The organism is Bradyrhizobium sp. McL0615 (assembly GCF_049993905.1).
Lineage (GTDB): Bacteria > Pseudomonadota > Alphaproteobacteria > Rhizobiales > Xanthobacteraceae > Bradyrhizobium.
This window is the reverse complement of record NZ_CP188254.1, coordinates 7024224-7037473: the sequence shown is the minus strand read 5'-3', so window position 1 is coordinate 7037473 and position 13250 is coordinate 7024224. Positions and strand designations below refer to the sequence as shown.

Below are 13250 nucleotides of genomic sequence, written 5' to 3'. Positions count from 1 at the left end.
GTGCCCGACGCTAGACCCGGGCTTCTATGCCTTCATGTTGCAGGGATTTTGCGTCTTCGTCGGGTAGATCGATTCAAGCTCGGCGCCTGCGGCTGGCACGGCTTCGCCGAGCACCAGCATGTCCCACTTGTCCTTCATCTCGCCCTTCGGCTTCACCGTGAACGAATAGGCTTCCTGCACCAGCTGATGGTCCCAGGAGCGGAAATAGGCCTTGCGCCCCTTCATGATGTCGAACTGCGTCTGCTTCTCGAAATAGGCGATCAGCGCGTCGCTCTCGGTCGACTTGGTCTCGGTGATCGCCTGCGCGATCATTTTCAGCGTGATGTATTCGATCCAGGCGTGGTTTTCCGGCGGCTTGCCGTGCTTCTTGGTGAAGCTCTCGACGAAAGCCTTTGAGGCGGGATTTTCCAGTGTGTGATACCAGACCGTCGGCCAGGTGCCGCTGAGATTGCCTTCGCCCATCGCCCAGGCGTCGCCGGTGTTGAGGTTGAAGCCGACCAGCGGGTAGGGCAGGCCGAACTCGGCATATTGCTTGACGAGGTTGGTGACCTGGTTGCCGGCGAGGTTGCAGCATACGACGTCGGGCTTGGCCTGCCGGACTTTCAGCAGATACGGGCTGAAGTCGGTGACGTCGGTCGCAATCAGCTCGTCGCCGATCAGCGTGGCGTCGTTGGCGCTGAAGAACGATTTGGCGGCCTTCAGCAGGTCGTGGCCGAAAATATAGTCCGCGGTTAGCGTGACGAATTTCTTGCCTTTCACCATGCCCTTCTGGTTGAGCGCGGTGCCGACGGCGTTGACCATCACGGTGTTGGGGATGTCGCAGTGGAAGGAATAGCGGTTGCAGTCCTTGCCGCGCAGCGCGTCCGAGCGCGCGCCGGTGGAGAAGAACACCTTCTTGTTGCGCTCGGCGACCTGCATGATGGCCAGCGACGAGGCGGACGAGATTTCGCCGAACAAAAGTACCGCGCCGTCCTGCTCGATCATGCGCTGTGCCTTGGTAGACGCGGTGGCGGGATTGACCGAGTCTTCCGACATCAGGTCGATCTGCTTGCCCATGATGCCGCCGGAGGCGTTGATCTCGTCGGTGGCCATCTTCACGCCGAGCTGGGCGTAGCTGCCGATCGCGCCGAGAAAGCCGGTCAGCGGCACCAGATGGCCGATCTTTATTCGCGCGGCCTGGGCGCTGAGGATGGAAGGAGATCCGATCGCGGAGGCGCCGGCAAAGGCGGCGCCGGCCTTCAACAGGGTACGTCGGCTGTAGCGGGTCATCACTGCTCTCCTCCCGGGATACGTCGCGACGCTCTCTCTTCCGATTCCCGCTTATGCGACAATGTGAGAGACGTTCTTCTATTGTTGTAAGATATTTTCGGACGCGATGGCTCCTGTCAACGCCAAATGCGTCGCAGCCGCGTTCAACCGGTTTGGAGCGGATTTTAGCTCGTTCGGATCAGGAGGATTTCGCCAGATCCCGCGCGCCGAATTCGGCCGACAGCCGGCCGGCGGCCGCTTGCACCAGCTTGGCGCGGCTTTGCAGCACCTGGTCGGTCATGCGCCAGATCGGGCCGGAAATGCCGAGCGCGCCGATCACTTCGCCGGTGAAGTTATAGACCGGCACCGCGACGCAGCGGACTTCCGCGTTGAATTCGCCGTCATCAAAGGCGATCGCGCTGCGGCGGATCTCGGCGATATCGCGCAGCAGAACGGCCGGATCGGTGATCGACTTTTTCGTCGACGGTTTCAGTTCCACCCGTTCGACGAAGCGCTTCAACTGGTCGGGGCGCAGCGAGGCCAGCATGATCTTGCCGAGCGCGGTGCAATGCGCCGGGCGCACCACGCCGACGCGGTCGGTCAACTGGAACGCGCCGGGCCCGCTGGTGCGGGCAATCACGATTACAGCGTCGCCCATACGCACAGCAAAATGGCCGCTTTCGCCGCTCTCGCGTGACAGGTCTTCGAGGATCGGCGTCGCCAGATTGACCATCTCGATTTCGTCGAGCGCGCTGGCGGCCAACGCAAACAGCGGGCGGCCGACACGATAGCGCTTTGAATCGCGCTCCTGCCGGAGATAGCCGAGCGAGACCAGCGTCTTGGCGAGGTGGAAGGTGGTTGAATTGTGCAAGCCCACCAGCTTGCTGAGATCCGCCAGTCCAATGCCTTCGCGGTGGCGGGCGACCTCCTCGATGATCGAAAAGGCGCGTCCCAGCGACTGCACGCCGCCCCGCGCGCGCTCCTCGGCCTCGTCGTCGATATTGGGCTCGCTTGTTGGCACCAGCCTTGCGATCGAAACCTTGCCGTTCGAAACCTTGCGCGGAGCAGTTGGCTTGTCGCTCGTCTTTAGCTTGGGGCGCGGTTTCACGGAATCAATTCTCCAAATGGGCGGGGCGAACTCTATCAGGCCGTCCACGCAGCAACAGCGCCGCGCTTCGCGCGAGGCCTAATCCAGACCATACCACAATAGCAATTGACGTACAGTATTATGAGAAATAGGTTCGGACCCCATCGCCGGCCGTGCAAGCAAGACGCGGAGGCGAATTCGTTGAGCTGCAGGGAGAGAGCCACACGATGTCGCGTAACATGCTCAACGGCGCCCAGGTCATCGTCGACTATTTGATCCAAGAGAAGGTGCCGCAGGTGTTCGGCCTGTGCGGCCACGGCAATATCCAGTTCATCGACGCGCTGTACGAGCGCTCGTCCGACATCAAGACCATCTCGGTGCATCACGAGAGCGTCGCCGGCTTCATGGCCGACGTTTACTACCGCGTCTCGGGGCGGCCGACGGCGACGTTTACGTCCTGTGGGCCCGGCTCGGCGAACCTGCCGATCTCGCTCGCCAACGCGTTCCTCGATTCCGTGCCGTTCATGGCGGTGACCGGCAATGTGCCGACCAGCCAGTTCAATCGCGGCGCCTTCCAGGAAATGTACCGGCATTATCAGGCCGACTTTCCCTCCACCGTGCGCACGATGTGCAAGAAGGTGTTCCAGCCGACGCGTGGCGAGATGGTGCCGCTGGCGGTGCGGCAGGCCTGGAAGACCATGACGAGCGGCCGGCCCGGCCCCGTCGTGCTCGACGTGCCCTTTGACGTGTTCATGGAATCGGCCGCCGAGGAGGCGCCGAACGCGCAGGCCTGGAACGCCAACATTTCGAGCCGATGCGGTGCGGATCCGGAAGGCGTGGTGAAAGCCGTCGACATGCTGCTCGGTGCCGAGCGGCCGACGATCATCGTTGGGCAGGGCGTGCGCTATGGCGGTGCGGCAGAAGAGTTACTGAAACTTGCCGAGCGGCTGCAGATTCCGGTCGCGGCATCTGCCAGCGGCCTTGGCGCAATCGATTGCAACCATCCGCTGGCGCTGGGCCTCGTCGCGCGCGCCGGGCACTATCAGGCCAACCACGCGACGCGTCAGGCCGACGTGCTACTGGCGATGGGGATGCGGTTCGACGACCGCACCTCAAGCTCTTGGATCCCGGGCTACTCCTTCACCATTCCGCCGACGCGGCTGATCCACGTTGATATTGATCCCGAGGAGATCGGCCGCAACTATCCCGTAGCGCTCGGCCTGATGGCCGACGTCCGCACTTTCCTGCGACAGGTGCATGCCGAACTCGACCGCCGCGCCGATCTCACCAAGAAGGTCGATGCGCGGAAAAAATGGCTGTCGCAGATCGATGGCTACCGGAAAGATTGGGACAAGTTCGTCGCCCCCGGATTTTCCGACGATACCACGCCGATCAACCCGCAGCGCGCCGCGCTCGAAATCGACAAGGCACTGCCGGAGGATGCGATCCTGGTCAGCGACATCGGCGTGCACCACAACTGGCTGCTCGGCTTCTGCAAGCCGAAGCGGCCGGATTCCCTGATCGGCTCGATGGGTTTTGGCCCGATGGGTTTTGGCGTTGCCGGCGTGATGGGCGCGAAATTTGCCGCGCCCGACCGACCCTGCGTATCCGTGTGCGGCGACGGCGCGTTCTTCATGCACGCCAACGTGCTGGGCACGGCGCTGGAATATAATCTGCCCGTGGTCTGGGTGGTCTGGAACAATTACGCCTATGCTTCGATCCGCGGATTGCAACGCGGCTATCTCGGTGGACGGGAGCTTGCGACGGACTTCCACGATCCCAACACCGGCGAGCGCTACAGCCCGGATTTCGCCGCGATGGCGCGGTCCTGCGGCGTCGAGGGCGTGCGCGTCGACCGCGCCGGCGATCTAGGCGAGGCCATCCGCAGGGGTATTGCAGCGAACAAGCCCTATCTGATCGATGTCGACATCGCCGCCGATATCAACCCGGTCGGCGCAGGGGTCTGGGAATTGCCCGGGCTCGGCCAGAGCAAGGCCGGCATCGGCACGCGCTACCAGCCCGCCTGATCTCACGCGAGGAAAATCACATGTTGCTTGCAGGCAAGAAAGTCGTCGTCGTCGGTGGCTCCTCCGGTATCGGCCTCTCGACTACGGAAATGGCAAAGCGCGAGGGCGCTGAAATCATTATTGCGTCGCGCAATGTCGAGCGGCTCGACAAGGTGGCCAAGACGCTGAACGCGATTGCGATCCCCGCCGATGTCACCAGCGACGACAGCGTGGCGGAATTGTTCCGCCGTTGCGGTCCAGTCGATCATGTCGTGGTGACGGCGGCGCAGCTTCGCACCGGCCCGTTCAAGACGGTGGCGATGGAAGATGTTCGTGGCACGATGGAAGGCAAGTTCTGGGGCGCGTGGCGTGTCGCGAAAAGCGCGGAAATCCGCGCGGGCGGATCGCTGACGCTGGTGTCGGGCTTCCTGAGCGTTCGTCCGCGCCCGAATTCGGCAATCGTTAGCGCAGCCAACGGTGCGCTCGAGTCCCTGGCTAAAGCGCTTGCGCTGGAACTGGCGCCGGTGCGCGTGAATTGTGTCTCGCCCGGTATCATCGATACGCCGATCCGCGCCGCGATGCCGGAGGAGGCGCGGCGCGAGATGCTAGCGAAAGCTGCGGCGTCGCTGCCGGTCGGCCGCGTCGGCATTGGTGAGGATATCGCGCGGCAGATTCTCGGTTTTATGGCGAACGGCTTTGCGACCGGATCGATCGTCTATATCGATGGCGGGGCGCTGGTGATCTGACGGCAAAGGAGGCCATCATGGCTTCGGAAAACAACGGCGCCTTCATCCGCAACATCGCCGAGGTGCCGTGGCGGGAATTCCCCAATCATTTCGGCGGCGCGCTGTCCAAACCGCTTGTCATGCCGGAGACCGCAGGCTCCCATCACCTCGACTATCGGATCTCGATGTACCAGCCGATGGCGCATGTCGCGCGCCACAAGCATCTCGTGCAGGAGCAGATCTATCACGTGCTCGAAGGCGAGGGGCTGATGGAGATCGCCGGCAAAAACCACGTGGTGCGCAAGCACGACTTCATCTTCCTGCCGCCCGGCGTGGAACACGCGATTTCGAATTCGGGGGTGACTGATCTGGTGTTTTTGGTGGTGACGTCGCCGGTCACGGACGATGAGAAACCGGTTTGAGAACGAGAATTGGCCACATAGCGCCATAGGTCAGAACGGATGCCCGAACGTCCGATTATGACGCAAGTGCTAGACTTGTGAATCCCTGTTACGGCGGGACGATTGCCTGATAGTCTGAAATATTTCCATGTTGATCGAAATAAGGGACGGCGCTCGTAGCGGCTACGGAGGCTTATGGCATCCCACTTCGGTGGCCGGCCCGATTAGACGATGTACGAAGGAGGCCTCTTTTATAGGCGGGGTTCAAGCTCAGCGAAATATTCAACTTGTACTTGCGTGAAAGCCATTCGAAATCGAGCACTTGCGTGTCAAGGTTGATAGGAGCGTAAAGAAATCCTGTGGCTTCGCCGCGCCGCATATCGAGTGCATACGTGCAGCTACTATCGACGAGTGCTGGCGAGGATCGAGAGGCGTGGGGAGCGACCGGTCGATTGAGTTTGGGCATTTGGCCAAACCCTATACGTCAAAAGACCTGGCAGCCGCGCTGGAGAAAGCGGTAATGTAGCCCGGTGAGGGGCTGTAGCGGCGAGTTGTCGGACTCGCCGCTCCGGTTACCAGCACTGAGTTCATGCAGCAAGTTGGATAGGTTCACATGCTGTTAGTTGGATCTTGCCGGCCTGAGTGAACCGAAAATGCGTCCTCATGCGGCTTCCGTCGTAGTCACGATAGTCGAGCGAAACGCCATCCTCCTCCGGCATCAAGGCGTCGATTGCGAACGCGCCGCGTCCGGCTCTGGCGAGCCGCGGCCGCCAGTATCGCTCCATTTCCGATCGGCCGGTGAAGTTGCCGCCCTCACAACATTCGACGGTAGCTCCGTCATCGTAGAGGTCGAGCAACGCTTCCAAGCGGTGCTGCTTGCAGGCGTCGATCCAATCGGCAACGATACCGATAGCATCAAAAGGTTGTCTTGCATTCGCCATATGTGGTCCTCCCGGGAGCCCACTTGCTGCAAGTCGAATTAACGCGCTGCGAACCGCGCGTTCAGCACCCGTTAGATTACCAGTTCCCGAAGTGGAACGACTTGGTGATGCTTCTTGTCGACGCTTTCGAAGCACAGCCACCTCGCGTGAGAACTTCGGCCGAGTTCAGGAACGGAGCAGAACCAGCGCGGTTGAAAGCTGGGAGATTCCTTAATGTCCGATGCTGTCGACTATCTGCACGCTTACGCCCATAGGGCCATCTGCAGGGCGCGACGAATGCCCGTTGGCAAGCTAAAGCGTCTTCAAAGAGCGGTTGGACGAATCTATTTGCTTTTGACCAAGGAAGCAGCCCTCGCTCCGAGCATCGATTATCTTGAAGACTTCCGAGCGGCGCGCCGACTCGAAGAATCGATTGCTCCCAAGAGAGGGCGAGCGTTGCCAGCGCTTGGGAAAACGCCCCCGCTTGACGCATAAAAATCATCGTCGCGCTGCGATAGGAATTGAATCACTAACGTCTCACGACGCGGAAAGGCTTTGGAACGATCCTGAATTCCGCAGGTTCAATCCTGCGCTGCAACATTTTCCAGGATCATCCGGATTTCGTGCACGCGGACGGAGGATTACCTATGACCGCAGTTTCCATCAAGCGGCTTCGCAGCTCTGTACGAGGCCGACCCGCTACAAATACGAATTCCTTCGTGGCTGCGTCAGCAGCGGTGGTTGGAACTCTTGCTGCGGTGGCGGTGGCCAATCGATATCTTGCGAAGAAAGCCGAGCGCGACAATCCGCCTTCCGGTCGCTTTCTGAAGATTAACGGTGTCCGACTGCATTATGTCGAGCGCGGCGCAGGCGACCCGGTGGTTCTTCTCCACGGCAACGGGAGCATGATCCAGGATTTTGAATCCAGCGGCCTGATAGATCTTCTTGCTAAAGATAAGCGTGTAATCGTTTTTGATCGTCCCGGATTCGGTCACAGTGAACGGCCTCGCAATGTCGTGTGGACGCCGAGCGCCCAGGCGGAATTGATTCAGCTCGCCCTCGTGCAGCTCGGCATTTCCGACGCAATCGTGCTTGGGCATTCCTGGGGCGCGTCTGTCGCGGTTGCACTGGCGTTGAAATACCCCGATCGGGTCCGAGGACTCGTTCTTGCTTCCGGATACTATTATCCGACGGTGAGGCCCGACGTCGTCGCGTTGTCCATCCCGTCCGTGCCCGTCGTCGGCGATATTCTGAGCTACACGCTGTCTCCGCTGTTGAGCCGGGTTATATGGCCGCTGATGCTGAAGAAGATCTTTGGCCCAAGATCGGTACCGGAAAAGTTCAATGCATTTCCGAAGGAAATGGCGCTGCGGCCATCTCAAATCAGGGCATCGGCCGCCGAGTCTGCGCTCATGATCCCCGACGCTTTCATGCTCCGCCACCAATATGCCGATTTGAAGATGCCGGTCGTCATCATCGCCGGCGAGCAAGACAAGCTGATTGATATCGACACTCAGTCCGCCCGGCTTCACGCCGACATCATCCAGAGCAGTTTTCACCGGATAGCCGGCAACGGCCACATGATCCAACAGACAGCCACCAATCAAGTGATGTCGGCGATAACAGAAGTCGCAGGCAGATCGAGTGAGCTTGCAGCGGCTGAATAGCGATCTGACCGCACTTGCCGCGGACTGCTTTACCGGGAGAGCATCGGATGGAATCTGAGGACAAGCTCGTCGAGCGTTTGGCAAAGCGACATTCTTTGTCACCAGCAGCGGCGCAAAGCGGACCTCCGGACCATTGACGATGAGCTAAGGTCCAGAAGCTCTTTTAAAAGAATGCGGCAGACTGAGGATGAAGGAGGTTAGTGGATCTCGGGATCTTCGGTCCACGACGTCCTCATTGATCAGCCCTGCACCGCCGCCATCGAGAAAGCGGTAGGACCATCGGCCGTCCTGTTGAGGAAAGCTTTTAGTCTCCGATCTGGTGACCGCGGGTTCGTGCAGCGGTATCCGCAATTTGAATTCAACCACCGGCGACCTGCAGGGCGTCAATCGTGCGATGTGGTCTGCCCCGAGAGAAGCGGCGCGTACGCGGCGAGCCTGCGGGATATGAACTCCGTGAAGAGCCGCACGCGCTTGGTCTTGCGTGTCTCCCCCTTTGTGAGAAACCAAACCGTTCCATACATGTGCAGGTCTGTGCCCGGCACCCTCACCAGCAGGGGGTCGACATCGCCAATGAAGCACGGCAGCGTCGTCAACCCGAGCCCTTGCCGTACAGCAGCGATCTGCGACTCGGCGTCGGTGGTCCTGAATGGGACCCCCGTGGTGCGAACCTCACCCTCGCTGGCCCAATCCGGAATTCCATGAAGGCTTATGACGATCCACCGGATGGGATCCGGCGCGCCCGCACGCCATGCGGCCAGTCGATCGCGGGACATGTAGACGCCGCCGAACACCTCCGGTCCCTTCAGTCCGTGAAGATTGAGCGGCAGGGTCTTGCGGTCGTAGACGACGCGGATCGCGACGTCGGCCTCCCGGTTGGTCAGGTTTGCCAGTTCGCCGAACGACAGGATTTCCATCTCGATGTCCGGATGTAGGCGCGCGAAATCGGCGAGGTCCGGCATAACCAGATGTGTCGAGAGGGGCGGCGCCAGCGTCACCCGTAGCAGCCCGCGCACGCTCTGGTCCCGACCCAAGACGCGCGTCTCCAGTTTGAGCGACGACGCTTCCATCTGCTTCGCGAGTTCGAGGACCTCCTCGCCCGCATCAGTCAGGCGGTAGCCCGCAGGCAGCTTTTCGAACATGAGCGCCCCGAGGCGTTCCTCAAGCTGGGCGATGCGTCGCAGTACGGTCGCGTGGTTCACACCAAGGCTCTTGGCGGCGGCCCGCACCGAGCCGCCGCGCGCGACGGCGAGAAAGTAGCGAATGTCATCCCAGTCGATCATGGTGCAATCCAGCACCACACGGTGCTCATTCCAAAGGCCCTATCTGACGGATCATATTGCATTATTGGCTGAATCATAGCTTGCAGCGACGAGCCCGGATCGTTTTCGCACCACCGATGTGCGCTTTTCCGCACTCAACGCCTGACCCCGGCGGACCTATGTCGAGGCTCTTGGGGGCGTCCCCAAACGATCAGAGGCGGAAGCCTGGAAGGAAGCAGTCATGGGAAAGCTTGAAGGTAAGGTTGCAGTCATCACGGGTGGATCGAGCGGCATGGCGCTGGCGAGCGTTCAGCGGTTCGTTGAAGAAGGCGCCTATGTTTTCATCACTGGCCGGAAACAGGAGGCGCTGGACCAAGCCGTCAAGCTGATCGGCCGGAACGTGACCGGCGTGCGCGGCGACGCGGCCAATCTCGACGACCTCGACCGTCTGTTCGACACGGTCAAGCGGGAAAAGGGCAGGATCGACATCCTGTACGCGAGCGCCGGCACGGGCGAAGCCGTCCCACTGGGCGAGATTACCGAGCAGCATTTCGACGCGACCTTCGGCCTGAATACGCGCGGCACGCTGTTTACGGTCCAGAAGGCGTTGCCGTTGTTCAACGACGGCGGATCGATCTTCATGACCGGGTCAGTTGCTTCGATCAAAGGTTTTCCTGGTTACAGCGTGTATGCGGCGAGCAAGGCGGCGCTGCACGCATTCGCACGCGGGTGGCTCAACGAACTCAAGGGCAGGAATATCCGGGTGAACGTGCTGCACCCAGGGCCGATCGCCACACCGATGCAGGACCAGGTTCTCACCGAGGAAGCGAAGCGGATGTTCGAATCCCTGATCCCGCGGGGAAAGATGGGGCGTCCCGAGGAAATTGCAGCAGCCGCGCTGTTTCTTGCTTCGGACGATTCGAGCTTCGTGAACGGGGTGGAGTTGTCCGTCGACGGCGGCTTCTCGGCCATCTGACTTCGCGCCGAGCGAAAACGGAGAGATACGATGAGCACCGAAGAGAATGTCAAGCTTGTGAAGAATTTCTTTGCAGCCATGGGCAGTAGCAACGCGCGCGATCTGCTGGCGTTGGCTGCCGAAGATATTGAGTGGATCATTCCGGGCGAAGGCTGGCCGCTGGCAGGCACGCACCGCGGGCACGCGGAGTTGGCGGCTGTGCTCAAGAAGGCGTCCGAAGAGGTGGAAACGCAATACCCGAAGCCTCCCGAATTCGTGGCGCAGGGAGACCGGGTCATGGTCGTCGGCGTCGCTACGGGAAAAATCAAAGCCACGAATAGGCCGTTCAAGGACAAATGGGTCTTCGACATTGCCGTTCGAGACGGCAAAGTCGCCCACATCCAGGAGTACATCGACACGCAAGCAATGGCGCGGGCCTCGCACATCGACGCAAGAAACGATCAGTCGCTTGATCAGATCTTTCGCTCCGCTCGCACCCCCAACGGATGGGCAGATCGTCCTGTAGGGGATGATCTGGTACGCGAGATCTATGACCTCCTGAAATGGGGCCCCACATCTGCGAACAGCAGCCCCGCGCGGTTTGTCTGGGTGCGTAGCCCCGATGGAAAGGCACGGCTCGCCGGGCTTGCTGCGGAACCGAATAAGCCGAAGATTCTGAAGGCTCCTGTCACGGTCATTATCGGCCACGATCTGGATTTCGCCGGCGAACTGCCAAAGCTTTTGCCTCACGCCGCCGAGGTCATGCAGAAATACTTCGCAGCACCAGACGTGGCCGAGGTGACGGCAATGCGAAACGGAACGCTGCAGGGCGCTTACCTCATCGTCGCTGCGCGGGCGTTGGGACTGGACTGCGGGCCCATGTCCGGCTTCGACAACGCTGGCGTGGATAAGGCGTTCTTTTCAGGCACGCGGGTTCGGTCGAACTTCATCTGCAGCATCGGGCACGGCGATCCAGCTTCCGTGTTCCCGCGCAATCCTCGCCTTGGTTTCGAGGAGGCCGGCCGCTGGGCCTAAGTCCAGGCATTCGGAGCGAACAGTGAAAGCGCTGGCCGTCGCGGCCACCGTGAATGTGCCCAATCGTAATGGAGATCCCGATGTACGACCAATCCAGGCTATCCGAGTTGATCCGGTTCGCACGCGTAGATGCGGGCTCCACCGTCATCGACGTTTACCCGGGCGACGGCGTTGGACCCGTCTCTTCTCCGACGTCGTGGGACCCGAAGGCCGGGTCTACAGCTTCGTGCCGGCCGAAGTCGCCCACTTCAAGAACGATCCGGTCGGCCGCATGCGGACGCTTGCGAAGGAGCCGGGCCGGGAGAACGTCGAAGCCGTATCGGCGGACCTTGTGGCGATGTCGGAGGCCACGCAACCGGCGGACGTCCTGTGGCTGCACCTGTTCTACCATGATCTCCACACCGCGCTGATCCAGGCCAGGGGCGCGACGGCGGCCGACTTCAATCGAGCTGTCTACGATCGGCTGAAGCCCGGCGGGTCCTACGTCATCGTCGACCATGCCGCCGCCGTCGGGGCGGGCACGAGTGACGCCCTGTCGCTGCATCGGATTGAGCCCGTATCCCTTCGCGCGGAGGTGGAGGCGGCAGGCTTCGTGCTGGACGCGGAAAGCACCATGCTCGCGAACAAGGATGATCCTCATTCGATCAAGGTGTTCGCCCCCTCGGTCAAGGGCAAGACCGATCGCTTCGCCTATCGGTTCGTGAAGCCCTGACAGGTCCCGGTGGCGACTGGTGCGACCTGACTGACGCGAAGGTATGCTTGTCGCATCTCGACCTGTCTGCGGGTGCACGGCGGTCCACCGGCATCTCCCGCTTCGCGCAGGTGTTCTTCACCCAGTCGTTGCTTGGTCCGGTCGGGTATCGAACGGCCGCTTCTGGCGCAAAGCGGCCATCCAAGCTGTTAAAGAGGTGGCAGTTGGACGTCTCAATTAAGCACGTGCGCGGGACATCGACGATCAGCAAGTGCGAGCCGCGTCAACGGGCGAGATTTTCCTCTGTCATCGTCATCGCTCCTGACGGTCTTTCGTCATATCAGTGGTCTAAGCCGCGATGGCCCGCTCGGTGGACCGCAGTCTGCAGGCCTTCCCGCCCGGCGGATGGCGAGGCCCGCCGTCCAGGTCGCACAGGGCTTCCAAGATGGCGTCGATGCTGACCGGCGCCTTTAGACCTGCCGGAGCGCGCAGTGCCGGGCAAGACGCGATCGCCGATGCATCGGAGGCCCAGGAAGCCAGGATCGCTCGCTTCTCGGCCAGCGTCAGGTCCGGATGCGCTACCACGTCCTTGGGATGTTCGAAGACGGTGCCCGGGTGCAGCAGCGCCTGGAAGTCAAATACGTTGTGGTTGATGGCGGTCGTCGGCCGCATGGTATCCTCCATTCAAGACGAGTGGGGCGGCAGCCCGAGACAACAATTCCGGGCCGCCGCGGGGTGTTCGCTCAGGCCGCCTTGGACTCGATCTGATGGTTGGCCGGCTGCGCGCCATTGATGGCGATCCGCCGCGGCTTCATGGCTTCTGGGATTTCCCGGACCAGTTCGATCTTGAGCAGGCCGTTGTCGAAGGCTGCATCCTTGACCTGAACGTAGTCGGCCAGGTTGAACTGCCGCTTGAAGTGGCGGGTCGAGATGCCGCGATACAGGAACTCGCGCTCGGTTTTCTCGGTCTTGCCGCCTTCGATGGTGACGACGTTCTGCTCTGCAGTGATCGAGATTTCATCGGGCGAGAAGCCCGCAACCGCCAGCGTGATCAGGTAACGGTCTTCCTCGAGGCGTTCGATGTTGTAGGGCGGGTAGCCTTCCTCGGCGCCGCGCTGGGCGGTCTCAGCGAGGTCGAAAAGACGATCGAAACCGATGGTCGACCGGAAGAGGGGAGCGAAGTCATAAGTGCGCATAGCCAGATCCTCCTAGGAGCAAAATGGTTAATAGCGGCGCCGGACACGACCGGTGCCCGT

At 61.2% G+C, this 13250-nt stretch carries 12 protein-coding genes and 2 pseudogenes; 8 read left to right on the top strand and 6 right to left on the bottom strand.

Annotated features, from left to right (window positions below):
* Positions 1-24: 24 nt before the first annotated feature.
* Together ACPPVP_RS34040 and ACPPVP_RS34035 are read right to left on the bottom strand one after the other, a co-directional pair.
* Positions 25-1269 carry an ABC transporter substrate-binding protein gene (locus ACPPVP_RS34040; RefSeq protein ID WP_426527938.1) on the bottom strand — a complete coding sequence of 415 codons (1245 nt, stop codon included), beginning with the start codon at positions 1267-1269 and terminating at the stop codon, positions 25-27.
* A gap of 178 nt (positions 1270-1447) precedes the next feature.
* A complete protein-coding gene (locus ACPPVP_RS34035; protein WP_426527937.1) occupies positions 1448-2356 on the bottom strand; it encodes an IclR family transcriptional regulator in 909 nt (302 codons plus the stop codon).
* Between the two features lie 206 nt (positions 2357-2562).
* Between ACPPVP_RS34035 and ACPPVP_RS34030 the strand changes: the two genes are divergently transcribed.
* The 3 genes from ACPPVP_RS34030 to ACPPVP_RS34020 are packed head-to-tail and all read left to right on the top strand — an operon-like array spanning position 2563 to position 5488.
* Positions 2563-4362 carry a thiamine pyrophosphate-binding protein gene (locus ACPPVP_RS34030; RefSeq protein ID WP_426527936.1) on the top strand — a complete coding sequence of 600 codons (1800 nt, stop codon included), beginning with the start codon at positions 2563-2565 and terminating at the stop codon, positions 4360-4362.
* A gap of 20 nt (positions 4363-4382) precedes the next feature.
* Positions 4383-5087 carry an SDR family oxidoreductase gene (locus tag ACPPVP_RS34025; protein WP_426527935.1) on the top strand — a complete coding sequence of 235 codons (705 nt, stop codon included), beginning with the start codon at positions 4383-4385 and terminating at the stop codon, positions 5085-5087.
* Positions 5088-5104: 17 nt separating this feature from the next.
* Positions 5105-5488, top strand: coding sequence for a cupin domain-containing protein (locus ACPPVP_RS34020; RefSeq protein ID WP_426527934.1), 384 nt, complete (start codon positions 5105-5107; stop codon positions 5486-5488).
* Between the two features lie 566 nt (positions 5489-6054).
* On the opposite strand, the gene ACPPVP_RS34015 is transcribed toward ACPPVP_RS34020, so the two are convergent.
* Positions 6055-6408 (bottom strand): YybH family protein, encoded by a 354-nt coding sequence (locus ACPPVP_RS34015; protein ID WP_426527933.1) that lies wholly within the window; start codon positions 6406-6408, stop codon positions 6055-6057.
* 626 nt (positions 6409-7034) lie between these two features.
* On the opposite strand from ACPPVP_RS34015, the gene ACPPVP_RS34010 reads away from it, so the two are divergent.
* A complete protein-coding gene (locus ACPPVP_RS34010) occupies positions 7035-8054 on the top strand; it encodes an alpha/beta fold hydrolase (RefSeq protein ID WP_426527932.1) in 1020 nt (339 codons plus the stop codon).
* Between the two features lie 383 nt (positions 8055-8437).
* Here the strand turns inward: ACPPVP_RS34010 and ACPPVP_RS34005 are convergent, their stop codons facing one another.
* Positions 8438-9334 carry a LysR family transcriptional regulator gene (locus ACPPVP_RS34005; RefSeq protein WP_426527931.1) on the bottom strand — a complete coding sequence of 299 codons (897 nt, stop codon included), beginning with the start codon at positions 9332-9334 and terminating at the stop codon, positions 8438-8440.
* 220 nt (positions 9335-9554) lie between these two features.
* Between ACPPVP_RS34005 and ACPPVP_RS34000 the strand changes: the two genes are divergently transcribed.
* From ACPPVP_RS34000 to ACPPVP_RS33985, 4 genes and pseudogenes are all read left to right on the top strand, one after another.
* Entirely contained in the window at positions 9555-10289 is a 735-nt protein-coding gene (locus tag ACPPVP_RS34000) for an SDR family NAD(P)-dependent oxidoreductase (protein ID WP_426527930.1), read from the top strand.
* A 30-nt stretch (positions 10290-10319) separates the two neighbouring features.
* A pseudogene (locus tag ACPPVP_RS33995) lies at positions 10320-10721 on the top strand (nuclear transport factor 2 family protein); the annotation flags it as partial.
* Positions 10695-11303 (top strand): malonic semialdehyde reductase, encoded by a 609-nt coding sequence (locus ACPPVP_RS33990; RefSeq protein WP_426538215.1) that lies wholly within the window; start codon positions 10695-10697, stop codon positions 11301-11303. The pseudogene ACPPVP_RS33995 and the gene ACPPVP_RS33990, both read left to right, overlap by 27 nt.
* A gap of 80 nt (positions 11304-11383) precedes the next feature.
* Positions 11384-12015: pseudogene (locus ACPPVP_RS33985) on the top strand (class I SAM-dependent methyltransferase).
* A gap of 327 nt (positions 12016-12342) precedes the next feature.
* Here ACPPVP_RS33985 and ACPPVP_RS33980 read toward each other — a convergent pair.
* Both ACPPVP_RS33980 and hspD read right to left on the bottom strand, forming a co-directional pair.
* Positions 12343-12666: a hypothetical protein gene (locus ACPPVP_RS33980; RefSeq protein WP_426527929.1), complete on the bottom strand. Its 324-nt coding sequence runs from the start codon at positions 12664-12666 to the stop codon at positions 12343-12345.
* Positions 12667-12737: 71 nt separating this feature from the next.
* Complete coding sequence (hspD, locus tag ACPPVP_RS33975; RefSeq protein WP_426527928.1) at positions 12738-13190, bottom strand: small heat shock protein HspD; 453 nt, start codon at positions 13188-13190, stop codon at positions 12738-12740.
* Positions 13191-13250: the final 60 nt, after the last annotated feature.

Excerpts from the sequence above, each read along its gene's own strand:
- ACPPVP_RS34030 (WP_426527936.1), top strand. The coding sequence starts at position 2,563 with ATGTCGCGTAACATGCTCAACGGCGCCCAGGTCATCGTCGACTATTTG.
- ACPPVP_RS33990 (WP_426538215.1), top strand. The coding sequence starts at position 10,695 with ATGGCGCGGGCCTCGCACATCGACGCAAGAAACGATCAGTCGCTTGAT.
- ACPPVP_RS34020 (WP_426527934.1), top strand. The coding sequence starts at position 5,105 with ATGGCTTCGGAAAACAACGGCGCCTTCATCCGCAACATCGCCGAGGTG.
- ACPPVP_RS34010 (WP_426527932.1), top strand. The coding sequence starts at position 7,035 with ATGACCGCAGTTTCCATCAAGCGGCTTCGCAGCTCTGTACGAGGCCGA.
- ACPPVP_RS33980 (WP_426527929.1), bottom strand. The coding sequence starts at position 12,666 with ATGCGGCCGACGACCGCCATCAACCACAACGTATTTGACTTCCAGGCG.
- hspD (WP_426527928.1), bottom strand. The coding sequence starts at position 13,190 with ATGCGCACTTATGACTTCGCTCCCCTCTTCCGGTCGACCATCGGTTTC.
- ACPPVP_RS34005 (WP_426527931.1), bottom strand. The coding sequence starts at position 9,334 with ATGATCGACTGGGATGACATTCGCTACTTTCTCGCCGTCGCGCGCGGC.
- ACPPVP_RS34040 (WP_426527938.1), bottom strand. The coding sequence starts at position 1,269 with ATGACCCGCTACAGCCGACGTACCCTGTTGAAGGCCGGCGCCGCCTTT.
- ACPPVP_RS34015 (WP_426527933.1), bottom strand. The coding sequence starts at position 6,408 with ATGGCGAATGCAAGACAACCTTTTGATGCTATCGGTATCGTTGCCGAT.
- ACPPVP_RS34025 (WP_426527935.1), top strand. The coding sequence starts at position 4,383 with ATGTTGCTTGCAGGCAAGAAAGTCGTCGTCGTCGGTGGCTCCTCCGGT.
- ACPPVP_RS34000 (WP_426527930.1), top strand. The coding sequence starts at position 9,555 with ATGGGAAAGCTTGAAGGTAAGGTTGCAGTCATCACGGGTGGATCGAGC.